The organism is Halomonas sp. BC04 (assembly GCF_000568385.1).
The window spans coordinates 1-14,366 of record NZ_AZQX01000215.1; the positions used below are offsets into that span (position 1 = coordinate 1).

Genomic DNA, 14,366 nt, shown 5'->3' on the forward strand with positions numbered 1-14,366 from the left:
CTGGGCCTCGGCCAGGCGTGGGTCCTGGGCCAGGCCCAGATAGTCGTTGCCGGCGAAGTCGTGCAGGCCGCTGTCGGTCCGGTGTGTATGTCGCTGGCGCCAGAGTCCCAGGGACCGGCGCTCTTCTGCTCGGACTGCTAGCCGCCTGGGCCAGTGGCTGGGCTGCTGCATGAAGGCTGTCTCAGGCCAGGGTGGCGTCATAGGCCAGGGTGTCGGCCCTGGCCTGGCCGGCTTTCATTGCCACGGCCGCTTCCAGGGTTTCCTGCTGGCGTGAGTCGTCCGTACAGGTCTGGCGACGCTCGGGGTGCAGGCCGAGTTTGTCGAAAAGGGCGCGGTCCCGTTCCGCCTGGGGATTGGCGGTGGTCAGCAGCCGCTCACCGTAGAAGATGGAGTTGGCGCCTGCCAGGAAGGCCAGTGCCTGGGTGGACTCGTTCATCTGCTCGCGCCCGGCTGAAAGCCGCACGTGGCTCCTCGGCATCAGGATGCGGGCCACGGCGATGGCGCGGATGAAGACGATGGGGTCAAGATCCTCGACATCCTCCAGCGGCGTGCCGGGTACCTTGACCAGCATGTTGATCGGCACTGACTCGGGGTGCGGCTCCAGCCGGACCAGCTGCTGCAGCAGGGCGGCCCGGCCACGGGGGGCCTCGCCCATACCGAGTATGCCCCCCGAGCAGACCTTCATGCCGGCTTCCCGGACGCTAGCCAGCGTCTCCAGACGGTCGCCATAGGTACGCGTGGTGATGATCTCACCATAGTACTCAGGGGAGGTGTCGAGGTTGTGGTTGTAGTAGTCGAGCCCGGCTCCGGCCAGACGCTTCGCCTGGTCGCCGTCCACCATGCCCAGGGTCATGCAGGTCTCGAGCCCCAGCGATTTGACCCGGCTCACCATCTCCATCACCACCTCGAGATCCTTCTCCCGTGGGCTGCGCCAGGCCGCCCCCATGCAGAAGCGGCTAGCTCCCGCGTCGCGTGCCGCTCTGGCCTGCTCCACCACCTTCTCGATCTCCAGCAGCTTCTCCTTGTCGAGGTCGGTGTTGTAATGGCCCGATTGGGGGCAGTACTTGCAGTCCTCGGGGCAGGCGCCGGTCTTGATCGACAGCAGGGTGGAAACCTGCACGGCGTTGGGGTCGAAATGGGCACGATGCACCTGCTGCGCCTGAAACATCAGGTCGTTGAAGGGCAGGGCAAAGAGCGCCTCGATCTCGGCCAGGGACCAGTCGTGGCGGACCTCGGGTTTTCCGGCTAGGGTCTGCTCAGGGGGGCTGGGAGGCGTAGGCGCTGTGGACATGTTCAGGCTCGCTTTGGTCAACCGGTTGGATAATTTTGGTTGACGGTAGGATTGCGCAGGGCTCCTCCACTGTCAACCTTTGTTCTTAAATGGGTTGACAGGGTGGCTGGCAAGTAAAAGGGATGTTCACTTCTTGGCGTAAACCTGCACTGCACAGGCTGCATTGTGGAAGGGCGGCTCGACGACAGTGACGCAGGCGTTCCTTGTTGGAACGCTCGGTTCGGCACTCCGAGTTCCCATCGCGACTGGCGCCGCCAGGCGCCTTGGCGGAGACCGCAGCGCCAGCTATAACCGCTAACATAGGCAACACCGCCGGGAGGCCTGCGGCCTCCAGTCGTGATCTAAAGATACTCCAACAGCGCGGCCATGACGTACCTTGCCATTTCACGCCAGTCTGCGATGAACCAAGAAAATGGCCGGACGGGTAGGGGGGAGTGCTATGACGAAAATGGCAGGGCAGGCGACGGCGAAACGAAGACGAGAGTCTGTCACCGGGCAGGGCTGGCGGCACTGGCCCCGGCTGGCATTGTCGGGCCTGGACGGCGGCCTGCGACGCCTGCTGCCGGGCCGCTGTGCCTTTTGCCTGGCGCCCGGCGAGGCCGGGCAGCCCTGGTGCCAGGCCTGTTTCGAAACGTTGCCCTGGAATCTCCCGGCCTGTCCCCGCTGTGGGGAGCCTCAGCCCTCCGGCTCGCTGGAGGCTCGGCTTTGCGGTCACTGCCTGGCGCACCCACCGAGCTTCGACAGGACCTGGGCGCCGCTGCGTTACCAGGACGAAGTGGCGTCCTTGATGCAGCGCTTCAAGTTCCAGGCCTCGCCCCGGGCGGGCAGTGTGCTGGTGGCGTTGCTGGAAACCAGGCTCACTGACGTGCCACGGCCGGATGCGCTGATCGCCGTACCGCTGCATCCCAATCGGGCGCGGCAGCGGGGGTTCAACCAGGCTGAATGGCTGGCCCGACGCCTGGCCCCACGCCTCGGTGTCCCACTGCGGTTGGCCAGGCGCCTTTGCGATACCCCCTCCCAGCGGGGGCTTGACCGCAGCGAGCGGCGTCGCAATCTGAAGGATGGCTTCGAGGTGGTCGACCCATTATCCGGGAGAGTCGCGCTGCTGGACGATGTCATGACCACCGGGGCGACGCTGGACGCCCTGGCCCGTGCGTGCCGCCGTGCCGGTGCCGAAGCGGTGGAGGCGTGGGCGGTGGCGCGTACGCCATTTTCGCAACTCTGGTAGCATGCAACTCCCTTACTGGAACTCCGGAGGCAGCATGGCGTCGACGCACCCCTTTGCCCGGCTTGAACCGTCACGGATTGTGGCGGCGGTGGAGTCCCTGGGCCTGTGGCTGCCCGGCGAACCCTTCGCCCTGAACAGCTACGAGAATCGCGTCTTCCTGGTGCATGACGATGAGCGCAGGCGCTGGGTGGTCAAGTTCTATCGCCCCGAGCGCTGGACCGATGCCCAGATCCAGGAGGAGCACGACTTCCTGGCGGAGCTGGACGCAGCCGGGGTCGCGGTGTCGGCACCCTGGCGAGATGAGGCAGGCCGCTCGTTGCACCATGACCAGGGGTTTCGCTTCGCTCTCTTTCCCCAGGTGCCGGGGCAGGCCCCCGAGCTGGAAAACCCTGCCCACCTGTTCGCCCTGGGCGAGGTCATCGGTGCGCTGCATGCCGTTGGCGAGCGCTCGTCATTTCGGCACCGTAGCAAGCTGGACCTGGATGCCATGGTGCTGGAAGCCAGGGAGCGGGTACTCGGCAGCCACTGGTTGGGCCGTCAGCAGCGCCGCGCCTATGAGCGGATATCCACTGCCCTTCACGAGGCTCTCCAGCCCCATGCCTGGGCAGATGAGAAGGCAATCCGCGTGCATGGCGACTGCCATATCGGCAATGTGCTCGGACGTGACGAGAACTTCACCCTGGTGGACTTCGACGACTGCCTGACGGCACCCGCCATCCAGGATCTCTGGATGCTGCTCACGGCGGAGCACGACGCCGAGTGGCAGATGCAACTGTCGGAAGTGATGGAGGGCTACGAGCAGCACCGCGACTTCGATCGGCGTGAGCTGACGTTGATCGAGCCGCTGAGAACCCTTCGGCTCATGCGTCATAGCGCCTGGCTGGTGGCGCGCTGGAGGATCCTGCCTTTCCACCGGCCTTTCCCTGGCTGGCCGATGCCGGCTATTGGGATAGCCATATTCGCATGCTGGAGCAGCAGCGCCTGCTGCTGGAAAAAGAGCCCCGCTGGCTGGCCTGATGGGTCGCCTTGCGCGGTGTGAGAGCGGCTGACGCGCCTGAGGGCGCGTTCGCGCGTTCTGGGAGAGAGTTACTGGTTCGGCTCGGGGCGTTCGGCCGGGATCGGGTTGGCGATACCGGCACCCTCCGCCTGGCGGCGTTGTTCATTGATGCGTGCCGCCGGGTTGTCCTGCTGTTCGATGTCGAGCGCGCTGGCCAGCTTGAGCTGGAAGACGTGCTCCGGCGTCAGCTTGCACCGGCCGGCATCGCAGGCGTCCAGGCCGTAGCTGCCGTCCATTTCGTAGGCGGCAGCCGACATTTCGCCACTGTATATCGCACTCTCTTCGCCTTTTGTCTCGATGCAGGTCAGCGCCTGGGTGGTGACGCGGACCCGCTCGCCATCCAGGCGGGCGTTACCCACCAGGACACAGTATTCTGGCAACTCGTGGGATGCATCGCCGTCACCGCTGACAGGACTGAGCAGGATGTCATCCTGGCGCGGTGTATCGCCATCGAGCGTGAGTTCGTCGATGACATGAACGGCGACGCTCGCATCGGCGGGTAGCGAAAGAGTGGCGGCTGAAGCGGCAAAGGGCATCAGCAGCAGGGACAGGCCGGCGGCTGCCAGGATCGGCATAGGGATCATAACGGGCTCTCGATAGTCACGGCTGCGCACAGGGCAGTCATTCGAATGAATCGATTCTATCATAGCCCTTCGGGGGGCCGCAGCGGGGGAATGTCGCAGGGAAGCGTAGCGGGTGACGGTTGGCCTGCCATCAGGCCTCGGTTGCGATAGAATCACCGTTTCAAGCAAATTTTTATTATACAAAGATAAAATCCTGTATATTATTTGTGCATTAAGTGGTGGCGAGGCCACCACCCAACCATCGGTAAGCGTGGGGCCCGACCATGATCGAAGAACTTGCCAACCACTATCGCCAGATCATTCTCGAACTCGGGGAGGACCCGGAGCGAGAGGGGCTGCGTGATACCCCGAAACGGGCTGCCAAGGCCATGCAGTTCCTCAACCGCGGCTATGCCCAGACGCTCGAGGACATCATCAACGGGGCGGTCTTCGAGTCCGAGACCGACGAGATGGTGCTGGTCAAGGACATCGAGCTCTATTCGATGTGTGAACACCACCTGCTGCCCTTTATCGGCAAGTGTCATATCGCCTATCTGCCCAATGGCAGGGTGCTGGGACTCTCCAAGTTTGCGCGCATCGTCGACATGTTTGCTCGCCGCATGCAGATCCAGGAAAACCTGACACGGCAGATCGCCGAGGCGGTACAACAGGTGACCGATGCCAGGGGGGTGGCCGTCGTGATCGAAGCGCGGCACCTCTGCATGATGATGCGAGGCGTGGAGAAGCAGAATTCCAGCATGACCTCATCGGTGATGCTGGGGGCCTTTCGCGAGAACCAGCCGACTCGACAGGAGTTTCTCACCCTGGTCAATAGTCGCTGACTTTTCGGGCCGGGCCCGACTTTCCTGCTGCGACTTGTTCTTTCACTGGAGTCCACGCCATGACGCTGTACGCCCTGGATGATCAACACTTCGATCACGATCTGGCGACGATACGCATCAAGAACCTGCGTTTGCGCACCTATATCGGGATCAAGGACGACGAGATACAGAATCGCCAGGATATTCTGATCAACGCGGTGATCCGCTACCGGGCGGACAACGCTGTGGCATTCAACCATATTGAGCAGGCGCTGAATTATCGCACCATCACCAAGGCGATCATCGCCTTGGTCGAGGAGAACCGCTTTCTGTTGCTGGAGCGCATGACCCGTGAAGTCCTCGATTTGATCATGTCCCATGACGCCGTTCTCACCGCTCAGGTCGAGATCGACAAGCCGCATGCGCTGCGTTTTGCCGATTCGGTGTCGGTGACGCTGTCGGCGAGCAGAGAGCCCCGTCGCCCACGCTGATTATTCGCCCGAGTCTCACGGCTTTTGTTCGCGCCGTTGCCCCGGAGTTGGTGCGCGGGAGCTGAACGCGTAGCATGGAGGGGATCCTGTCCGGACTCACAGGGAGTGAAAGCTCGTTGCATAGAGACAATACCCCCCGTTCCTCGACGCGTCGCCACTACTCCCCCTGGGCCATGGCGTCCATCGTCACGGCAATCATTGCGCTGCTCCTGGCGGGCAGCATGCCTCCGGTGAACATTGCCGCCGCCATCTTTGGCGTGATGGGGTTGCGTCAGATCCGGCGCAACCCCGAACGCTATATCGGCCGGGCATTCTGCTGGATGGCCATCGCGCTGGTGCTGATACTTGCCATACTGACGTCCATGGTCGAGCCCCCGCTTCAGGAAGGGATCGAGCAGCATATGGTGCCAGATCAGGGCGTCGAGGCGACGGATTGACGGCGCCAAGCCAAGCCGCGTTTACACTTGTACAACAGGGCCGCTTGTCGGCCGGGAGAGACGATCATGGAAGCCTTGAAGGAAACGCAGCTCTACTGCCCCTTTGCCTACATTGATGGTAGCTGGGTAGCCGCCGACAGCGGCGAGCAGATCGATGTGATCAACCCCGCTACCGGAGAGTCCTTCGGCAACGTTCCGCGCCTTGGCCGTGCCGAGACGGAGCGAGCGATTGCAGCGGCCGAGGCGGCGCTCCCGGGGTGGAAAGGGCTTACTGCCCAGGAGCGGGCCGATATCCTCATGAAGTGGCATGACCTGATGTTGGATCATCAGGATGACCTGGCCATGATCATGACCCATGAGCAGGGCAAGCCGCTCAAGGAGGCCGCCGGCGAGATTGCCTATGCGGCGAGTTTCCTGCGCTGGTTCGCCGAAGAGGCTCGACGCATCTACGGCGAAACCATTCCCGCCGCCAAGGCCAATCAGCGCATCGTGGTGACCAAGCAGGCGGTGGGGGTCGTGGGTGCGATCACGCCGTGGAACTTCCCCGCCGCGATGATCACTCGCAAGGCCGGTGCAGCATTGGCAGCAGGCTGTACCATCGTGGTCAAGCCGGCCAGCCAGACCCCGTTCTCTGCCACCGCCTTGGCGTTGCTGGCCGAACGCGCCGGGGTGCCGCGCGGTGTGTTCAATGTGGTGCCTGGGCGGGCCAGCGAGATTGCGGCGGCGATGACCGAGTCTCCCAGCGTGCGCAAGATCACCTTCACCGGCTCCACCGAAGTGGGGCGTCAACTGATGGCACAGGCATCACAGAACATCCAGAAGATTTCGCTGGAGCTAGGCGGCAACGCCCCCTTCATCGTCTTCGAGGATGCCGACCTGGATGCCGCCGTGGAAGGCGCCATGGCCGCCAAGTTCCGCAATGCGGGCCAGACCTGTGTCTGCACCAACCGTTTCCTGGTGCAGTCCAGTGTGGTCAATGCCTTCTGCGAAAAGCTGGCGGTCGCCATGAACAGCGAGCTCAAGGTGGGTGATGGCACCGATGCAGGCGTCAATATCGGACCGCTGATCGATAGCAAGGCCGTGGAAAAGGTCAGTGAGCACGTGCATGACGCCGTGGACCATGGTGCCCAACTATTGTTGGGGGGGAATCCGCACCCGCTGGGGGGCAACTTCTTCACCCCTACCCTGATCAGCTTTGCCACGGATAGGATGAAGGTGGCCCACGAGGAAACCTTCGGCCCGCTCGCCGCGGTCTTCCCCTTCGATGATGAAGAGGATGCCGTGCAGATGGCCAATGACACCGAGTATGGACTGGCTTCCTATTTCTATTCCCGCGACCTGGGTCGGGTATGGCGTGTGGCCGATGCACTGGAGTACGGCATGGTCGGCATCAACACCGGCATTATCTCGAATCCCACCGCGCCTTTCGGCGGGGTAAAGGCGTCAGGCTCGGTCGTGAGGGCGGTCATCAGGGATTGGAGGAGTTTCTGGAGACCAAGTACCTCTGTATCGACCTTGGTTAGGAAACAGCGGCGTTCGTACCGTTTTGCAAGGCAGCAAGGTGGTGCAGGCGGCCGCGGACATGAGCGGCGCCGGGGACAACAGGTCGTAGCGGAGGTCTTTTTCCAGGGAAGGAAAAAGTAGCGCCTAGGGAGGGGTTCACAGCGCCTCCGCGAAGGCTTGTCGCCCGGATAGCCGCGACTTTAGGCACCCGTGTCCCGCCTAACAAGCGAAGCCCCCATCAACCTGACTGAACCGTCCAGCTATTGGGGGTCAGTTCAGGTCGATGGGGGCTTATTCTATGATGACGGGTTGGCGGTGTTTGCTATAGAAGCTTGCCGCTCCTCGCCGCAGGCTTAGTGCTTGAAGTGCCGCATGCCGGTAAACACCATGGCAATCCCTGCCTCGTTGGCGGCGTCGATCACCTCCTGGTCGCGCATCGAGCCGCCGGGCTGGATGACCGCGGTGATGCCGGCGGCCGCGGCGGCATCGATACCGTCCCGGAACGGGAAGAAGGCGTCGCTTGCCATGACCGAGCCGGGTACCGCCAGCCCTTCGTCTGCGGCCTTGATGCCGGCGATCCGGGCGGAGTAGACGCGGCTCATCTGGCCGGCGCCGACGCCGATGGTCTGGCCGGCCTTGGCATAGACGATGGCGTTTGACTTGACGTACTTGGCCACCTTCCAGGCAAAGGCCAGGTCGCGCATCTCCTGCTCGCTGGGCACTCGTTCGCTGACCACGGTCAATTCGTCGCGCCCGACCATGCCCAGGTCCCTGTCCTGGACCAGCAGCCCTCCCGTCACGCGCTTGAAGTCATGGGCGTGCTCGCGCTTACCGGGCCAGTGCTTGCGGACATCGAGCAGGCGTACGTTCTGCTTCTCGGCGACGATGGCCAGAGCATCCTCGGCGACACCGGGGGCAATGATCACCTCGACGAACTGACGGTCGATGATGGCGCGGGCGGTGTCGGCGTCGAGCGGCACATTGAAGGCGATGATGCCGCCGAAGGCACTGGTGGGATCGGTGGCAAAGGCCTTGTCGTAGGCTTCGGTGGCGCTGACGCCCACCGCCACGCCGCAGGGGTTGGCGTGCTTGACGATCACGCAGGCGGTATCGGTGAATGCCTTGACGCACTCGAAGGCGGCGTCGGTGTCGGCCACGTTGTTGAAGGAGAGCGCCTTGCCTTGCAGTTGGGTGGCGGTGGCCACACTGGCCTCGCGGGCATCGGCTTCCACGTAGAAGGCAGCGTTCTGGTGCGGGTTCTCGCCATAGCGCATCGACTGCTTCTTGTGGAACTGAAGGTTGTAGGTGCGCGGGAAGCCATCCTCGCTGCCGGGAACCTGGTTTCCCAGGTAGTCGGCGATGGCGGCATCGTAGCCGGCGGTGTGCTCGAAGGCCTTCACGGCCAGGTCGAAGCGGGTGGCGTCAGGCACGCCCCCCTGATGCTCGCTCATCTCCGCCAGCAGCCGATCATAGTCGCCGGCATCCACCACGGTAGTGGTGTGGGCGTGGTTCTTGGCGCAGGCGCGCACCATGGTGGGGCCACCGATGTCGATGTTCTCGATGGCGTCCTCAAGGGTGCAGTCGGGCCTGGCCACGGTCTGGGCGAAGGGGTAGAGATTCACCACCACCATGTCGATGGGCGCGATATCATGCTCGGCCATGACCGCGTCGTCCTGGCCGCGGCGGCCGAGGATGCCGCCATGGATCTTGGGATGGAGTGTCTTGACCCGCCCATCCATGATCTCGGGGAAGCCGGTGTGCTCGGAGACTTCCGTCACGGCGATACCGCTATCGGAAAGCAGGCGGAAGGTGCCTCCGGTGGAGAGCAATTCGACCCCTTGTGCACTCAGGCCCCGGGCGAAGTCGACGATGCCACTCTTGTCGGAAACACTGATGAGGGCGCGGCGAATCGGTCGGGAGGCAGGGATATCGGACATGATGCGACTCTATGTTGGAGGTGGGGAAAGGGGGTGAAACACTGATTGCCGTCGGGGCGGCCCGAGGGCCGGTCGTTTCATATCAGGTCATGCTGCTTGAGCTTCTTTCGCAGCGTGCCACGGTTGAGCCCGAGGATTTCCGCGGCGCGTGTCTGGTTGCCCTGGGTATAGTCCAGCACGGCAGCCATCAGCGGTGCCTCGACCTCGGCCATCACCATGGCGTAGAGGTCGGTTACGGTGCCACCATCGAGGTGGTCGAAGTAACGTCGCATGGCGTAGTCCACGGCTTCTCGCAGCGGCTGCTCTGCGGAGTCGTCCGGCGAGGACGGCGTATCGAGGCCGGCCATTTCGGCGCAGGGACCGATGTCGATATCCGACAGGTCGGGGTTCCGGTTGAAGGCTTCACGATTCATGCGGCACTGATTCCATTCGCTGTCCCGGGGTCGGTAGGATCGCTCCCGGGGCAAAAGAGGTCGTCGATGAAGTCATATTGCTCGGCTGGATGCTGCAGGGCATTGAAGGCAGCGCGTAGGTCACGCTGTCGGCCCTCGCCGAGGCGGTGGTCCGATGCGAGGTACCAGCCGAGATGTTTGCGCGCGATGCGCGCCCCCATCGTTTCTCCGTAGAAGGCGTGCAGGGCCGACAGGTGATCGCGCAATACGTCGGCCCGCTCACGTTCCGTGGGCGGGGGCAGTGCCTGTCCGTGGCGAAGGTAATGGTCGATTTCGCGGAAAATCCAGGGGTTGCCCTGGGCGCCGCGACCGACCATCACCGCATCCGCTCCAGTATAGTCGAGAACGAAGGCGGCCTTCTGCGCAGAGTCGATATCACCGTTGGCAAATACCGGAATATTCACCCTTGACTTGATGTCGGCGATGGTTTCGTACTCGGCCTGGCCGCTGTAGCGCTGCTGGCGATGTCGGCCATGGACCGCCAGCGCCTGGATACCGGCTGATTCGGCGAGCCGGGCCACGCGGAGCCCGTTGTTGCTGTCGGCACACCAGCCAGTGCGGATCTTGAGCGTCACCGGCACGTCCACCGCGGCAACCACTGCCTCGAGAATCTCGGCGACCAGGGCTTCGTCGCGCAGCAGCGCCGAGCCGGCGGCCTTGTTGCACACCTTTTTGGCTGGGCAACCCATGTTGATGTCGATGATCTCGGCCCCCCGCTCGGCGTTGAGTCGAGCGGCTTCGGCGAGCATTGCCGCATCGCCGCCGGCAATCTGCACCGCCCTTGGGCCCGGCTCTCCGCGGTGGTCCATGCGCTGGCGAGATTTGCGGGTATGCCACAGCGACGGGTCCGACGTCACCATCTCACCCACCACGAGGCCGGCTCCGAGTCGACGGCAGAGCTGTCGAAAGGGGCGGTCGGTCACGCCGGCCATGGGAGCCAGGACCGCCCGGTTGGGTAGGCGATGGCGGCCGATCTGTGGCAGGGGGCGGCTATCGGGCATGTGGCAGTCTAGTGGCTCGGGGGGCTGCATATCATACGCTCCCGTCGCCGTGTGGTGAAGGTACCAATAGGTGTTGCTCCCCCCTCAGATCGGGCGACGACCGCTCAGGCACACCCAGCCCTCGCGAATCACGGGTTCGTCCATGACCAGGCCCTGTTCCCGGTAGGCTTCGATGACCTCATCGGCCTGGTTCTCGAGGATGCCCGATAGCACCAGTCGGCCGGCCGGCGCCACATGTCCGGCAACGGTCGCGGCCAGTTGGATCAGCGGGCCGGCCAGGATGTTGGCGATCACGACGGGAAACGTCGCTGCCTTGCCGGTGTCGGCGAGTTCCTCGGGATAGCAGAGGCGTAGGTCATCATCCTCGATCGCGTTGCGGATGGCATTGTCCCGGCTGGCCTGCAGTGCCTGGGGGTCAATATCGGTGCCTGTGGCCTGACCTGCCCCCAGCTTGAGGGCGGCGATGGCCAGGATTCCCGAGCCGCAGCCGATGTCGAGTACCTCACGTTCATTCAGTTCCCCCGTCAGGGCCAGGTCGTCGAGCCACTCGAGGCAGAGTGCGGTGGTGGGGTGGGTGCCGGTGCCGAAGGCGAGCCCCGGGTCCAGGTGCAGGTTGACCGCGTCGGGGTCTGGCGGTTCGTGCCAGCTTGGCACGATCCAGAGGCGCTGGCCCATGCGCAGCGGCTTGAAGTCCTCCATCCACTCCCGCTCCCAGTCCCGGTCGGCCAGCAGTTCATGCTCGATCTCCGGGCAGGGCTCGCCTGGCATGGCCTGTGCCCAGGCCGCCGCGAGGCGCTCCTGCATGGCTGGCAGGCCCTCCAGGTCGTCGTAGAGGCCGGTGAGCACGGTCTCGTCCCACAGCGGGGTGGTCCCCCGTTCGGGCTCGAAGACGGGGTCGTCATGGGCATCCTGAAGGGTGATTGCGGTGGCTCCCTCCGCCATCAGCAGCTCCTCGAGCAGTTCTGCCTGCTCCGGAGCGATGCGAGCCTTCAACTGCAGCCAGGGCATGGTGTTCTCCGTGCGTAACGCAGGCGGGGTGGCCTATGGCCACCCCGCAGGGATCGAAAGTCGGGCTCAGACTCAGGAGCCCAGCTTCTTCTCCAGATAATGGATATTGACGCCACCCTGTTGGAAGTAGCCGTCGCGTACCAGATCCTTGTGCAGATCGATGTTGGTCTTGATGCCTTCCACCAGCAGCTCGTCAAGCCCGTTGCGCATGCGCGTCAGGGCGATCTCCCGGTTGTCGCCCCAGGTAATCAGCTTGCCGATCAGCGAGTCATAGTGGGGCGGTACCGTATAGCCGGTATAGAGATGTGAGTCCATGCGCACACCGAGGCCCCCGGGGGGGTGGTAGAGCGTCACCTTGCCGGGGGAGGGCATGAAGGTGCGCGCATCCTCGGCGTTGATGCGACACTCGAAGGCATGCCCGAAGAGCTTGACGTCTTCCTGGGCTATCGACAGCGGCAAGCCCGATGCGATGCGCAGCTGCTCGCGCACGATATCGACCCCCGTCACCATCTCGGTCACAGGATGCTCCACCTGGACGCGGGTATTCATCTCGATGAAAAAGAACTCGCCATCCTCGTAGAGAAACTCGAAGGTCCCGGCGCCGCGGTAGTTGATCTCGATGCAGGCCTGCCGACACGCTTCCAGTACCCGCGCACGGGCCTCGGGGTCGATGCCGGGGGCAGGCGCCTCCTCGAGTACCTTCTGGTGGCGTCGCTGCAGCGAACAGTCGCGGTCAAAGAGGTGGATGGCGTTGCCCTGGCCGTCGGCCAGTACCTGTACCTCGACATGACGCGGTTTCTCGAGGAACTTCTCCATGTAGACGGTACCGTCCCCGAAGGAGGAGTGCGCCTCGGTCCGCGTCACGTTGACGGCGGAAAGCAGGTGGGCTTCGGTGTGCACGACGCGCATGCCACGACCGCCACCGCCGGCGGCGGCCTTGATGATCACCGGGTAGCCAATGCGTCGAGCGATGGCAACGATATCGCCTTCGTCGTCACCCAGTGGGCCATCCGAGCCCGGTACCGTGGGCACGCCGGCGATCTGCATGGCCTCGATGGCGCTGACCTTGTCGCCCATCAGGCGAATGGTCTCGGCCCGTGGTCCGATAAAGACGAAACCGGAGCGTTCCACCTGCTCGGCAAAATTGGCGTTCTCGGAGAGAAAGCCGTAGCCAGGATGGATGGCGCTGGAGTCGGTGACCTCCGCGGCACTGATCAGCGCCGGGATGTTCAGATAGGATTGCGCCGAGGAGGCCGGCCCGATGCATACGGCCTCGTCAGCCAGGCGCACGTGCATCAGTTCACGGTCTGCCTTGGAGTGAACGGCTACGGTCTTGATGCCCAGCTCCTTGCAGGCACGCAGGATACGCAGTGCGATCTCGCCGCGGTTGGCGATGAGAACCTTGTCCAGCATGATGGAGTCCGCCAGTTCTGGGTGAAAGATCAGGAGATGACGAGCATCGGCTGGTCGAATTCAACGGGCTCGCCATCCTCGACCAGAATCGCCTCGATCACGCCGTCACGATCGGCTTCGATCTGGTTCATCATCTTCATGGCTTCGACGATACAAACGGTCTCGCCTTTCTTGACGCTGGAGCCGAGCTCCACGAAGGGCTTGGACCCCGGCGCCGGGCTGCGGTAGAAGGTGCCGACCATGGGTGAGGTCAAGGCGTGACCCTGATACGGGGTTGCCGTCTCGGCAGCCGGCTCCGGTGACGGTGATGTGGCGGCCGGCGCTGGCTGTGGCGCACCGTATTGGGGGGGCATGTGGGGCTGCGGCCAGCTCACGCCATTGGGATGACGGCTGATGCGGACAGACTCTTCGCCTTCCTGAATCTCGATTTCGCTGATATTGGATTCTTCGAGCAGCTCGATCAGCTTCTTGACCTTGCGGATGTCCATGACTCTGTCTCGATCGGTGAGTAGGTGACAGGTGGCCGAGGCGCTGTTAACCCAGGCCAACTTTCGATAGATCCCGGCAAGATGTTGAATATTGCCGACGCTATCGGCCTTGATAAGTGTTGTTGGCGGAGTGTGCCTAAAATCGCGAGCGATGTCCAGCGAGAGGGAACGGTGTTCGCCACCCCCGTTGGGAGCTGCGCTACGGTCGTGCCAGGAGAGAAGCGAGAGCTGTTCAGCTGCGCTGCCCAAGCCAGTCGAGGACGCTCTCCAGGTGGGAGGCAAAATCGTTGGCGCGTACCTCACCCTGGATGCGAGCCTCACGAATCTCTTCACCCTGATCGAAGAACATCAAGCTGGGTGGGCCGAACAGGCCAAAGTGGTCCAGCAATTCGCGGGACGACTCGCCGCTGCGGGTCACGTCGACGTTGATGCGGGCGAACTGCGACAATGGCTCGGCCACCTGAGGCGCGGGGTAGACCTGGCGCTCCATCTGCTTGCAGGAGATACACCAGTCGGCAGTGAAGTGGACGAAGGTGGGCATGGCCTGTTCGGCGTTGCGCAGCAGGGCGGCCTCCAGTGTGCCCAGGTCTTCGACAGTGGTTATCTCGACGTCCTGCTGGGCGCCGCCGGTCTGGGCCAGCGGCGGGGCCAGGGGGCGAAGCGGATCATTGCCCCC

Annotated in this window: 13 protein-coding genes and 2 pseudogenes; 6 read left to right on the forward strand and 9 right to left on the reverse strand. The window is 63.6% G+C overall.

What is annotated here, in order from left to right; genetic code table 11:
• Positions 1-181 precede the first annotated feature (181 nt).
• On the reverse strand, positions 182-1,291 hold the full coding sequence (gene bioB, locus Q427_RS14900) for a biotin synthase BioB (protein ID WP_043515303.1): 1,110 nt from the start codon (positions 1,289-1,291) through the stop codon (positions 182-184).
• Between the two features lie 439 nt (positions 1,292-1,730).
• Here bioB and Q427_RS14905 point away from each other — a divergent pair, with 439 nt between their 5' ends.
• Together Q427_RS14905 and Q427_RS14910 are read left to right on the forward strand one after the other, a co-directional pair.
• Positions 1,731-2,519, forward strand: coding sequence for a ComF family protein (locus Q427_RS14905; protein ID WP_231613715.1), 789 nt, complete (start codon positions 1,731-1,733; stop codon positions 2,517-2,519).
• A gap of 34 nt (positions 2,520-2,553) precedes the next feature.
• Positions 2,554-3,536, forward strand: a pseudogene (locus Q427_RS14910) (serine/threonine protein kinase).
• Positions 3,537-3,605: 69 nt separating this feature from the next.
• Here the strand turns inward: Q427_RS14910 and Q427_RS14915 are convergent.
• Positions 3,606-4,160, reverse strand: a complete 555-nt coding sequence (locus Q427_RS14915; RefSeq protein ID WP_043515310.1) for a hypothetical protein — start codon at positions 4,158-4,160, stop codon at positions 3,606-3,608.
• 263 nt (positions 4,161-4,423) lie between these two features.
• Between Q427_RS14915 and folE the strand changes: the two genes are divergently transcribed.
• The 4 genes and pseudogenes from folE (at position 4,424) to Q427_RS14935 (ending at position 7,411) form a co-directional block, all read left to right on the forward strand.
• Positions 4,424-4,981 carry a GTP cyclohydrolase I FolE gene (folE, locus tag Q427_RS14920; protein WP_043515313.1) on the forward strand — a complete coding sequence of 186 codons (558 nt, stop codon included), beginning with the start codon at positions 4,424-4,426 and terminating at the stop codon, positions 4,979-4,981.
• A gap of 59 nt (positions 4,982-5,040) precedes the next feature.
• The gene (folX, locus tag Q427_RS14925; protein ID WP_051496406.1) at positions 5,041-5,451 is read left to right on the forward strand and encodes a dihydroneopterin triphosphate 2'-epimerase; all 411 of its coding nucleotides are present in this window, start codon (positions 5,041-5,043) and stop codon (positions 5,449-5,451) included.
• Positions 5,452-5,567: 116 nt separating this feature from the next.
• Positions 5,568-5,888: a DUF4190 domain-containing protein gene (locus tag Q427_RS14930; RefSeq protein WP_043515316.1), complete on the forward strand. Its 321-nt coding sequence runs from the start codon at positions 5,568-5,570 to the stop codon at positions 5,886-5,888.
• 66 nt (positions 5,889-5,954) lie between these two features.
• A pseudogene (locus tag Q427_RS14935) lies at positions 5,955-7,411 on the forward strand (NAD-dependent succinate-semialdehyde dehydrogenase).
• 333 nt (positions 7,412-7,744) lie between these two features.
• Here the strand turns inward: Q427_RS14935 and purH are convergent.
• From purH to Q427_RS14970, 7 genes are all read right to left on the reverse strand, one after another.
• Positions 7,745-9,328 (reverse strand): bifunctional phosphoribosylaminoimidazolecarboxamide formyltransferase/IMP cyclohydrolase, encoded by a 1,584-nt coding sequence (gene purH, locus Q427_RS14940; RefSeq protein WP_043515317.1) that lies wholly within the window; start codon positions 9,326-9,328, stop codon positions 7,745-7,747.
• 77 nt (positions 9,329-9,405) lie between these two features.
• A complete protein-coding gene (fis, locus tag Q427_RS14945; RefSeq protein ID WP_155833580.1) occupies positions 9,406-9,675 on the reverse strand; it encodes a DNA-binding transcriptional regulator Fis in 270 nt (89 codons plus the stop codon).
• A 62-nt stretch (positions 9,676-9,737) separates the two neighbouring features.
• Positions 9,738-10,781, reverse strand: a complete 1,044-nt coding sequence (gene dusB / locus Q427_RS14950) for a tRNA dihydrouridine synthase DusB (RefSeq protein ID WP_043515331.1) — start codon at positions 10,779-10,781, stop codon at positions 9,738-9,740.
• An 84-nt stretch (positions 10,782-10,865) separates the two neighbouring features.
• Complete coding sequence (gene prmA / locus Q427_RS14955; RefSeq protein ID WP_043515321.1) at positions 10,866-11,789, reverse strand: 50S ribosomal protein L11 methyltransferase; 924 nt, start codon at positions 11,787-11,789, stop codon at positions 10,866-10,868.
• A 72-nt stretch (positions 11,790-11,861) separates the two neighbouring features.
• Positions 11,862-13,202, reverse strand: coding sequence for an acetyl-CoA carboxylase biotin carboxylase subunit (gene accC, locus Q427_RS14960; RefSeq protein WP_043515323.1), 1,341 nt, complete (start codon positions 13,200-13,202; stop codon positions 11,862-11,864).
• A 29-nt stretch (positions 13,203-13,231) separates the two neighbouring features.
• Positions 13,232-13,690: an acetyl-CoA carboxylase biotin carboxyl carrier protein gene (gene accB, locus Q427_RS14965; RefSeq protein WP_043515325.1), complete on the reverse strand. Its 459-nt coding sequence runs from the start codon at positions 13,688-13,690 to the stop codon at positions 13,232-13,234.
• A gap of 232 nt (positions 13,691-13,922) precedes the next feature.
• The coding region (locus tag Q427_RS14970; RefSeq protein ID WP_043515326.1) for a thioredoxin fold domain-containing protein at positions 13,923-14,366 on the reverse strand (444 nt) is incomplete at its 5' end.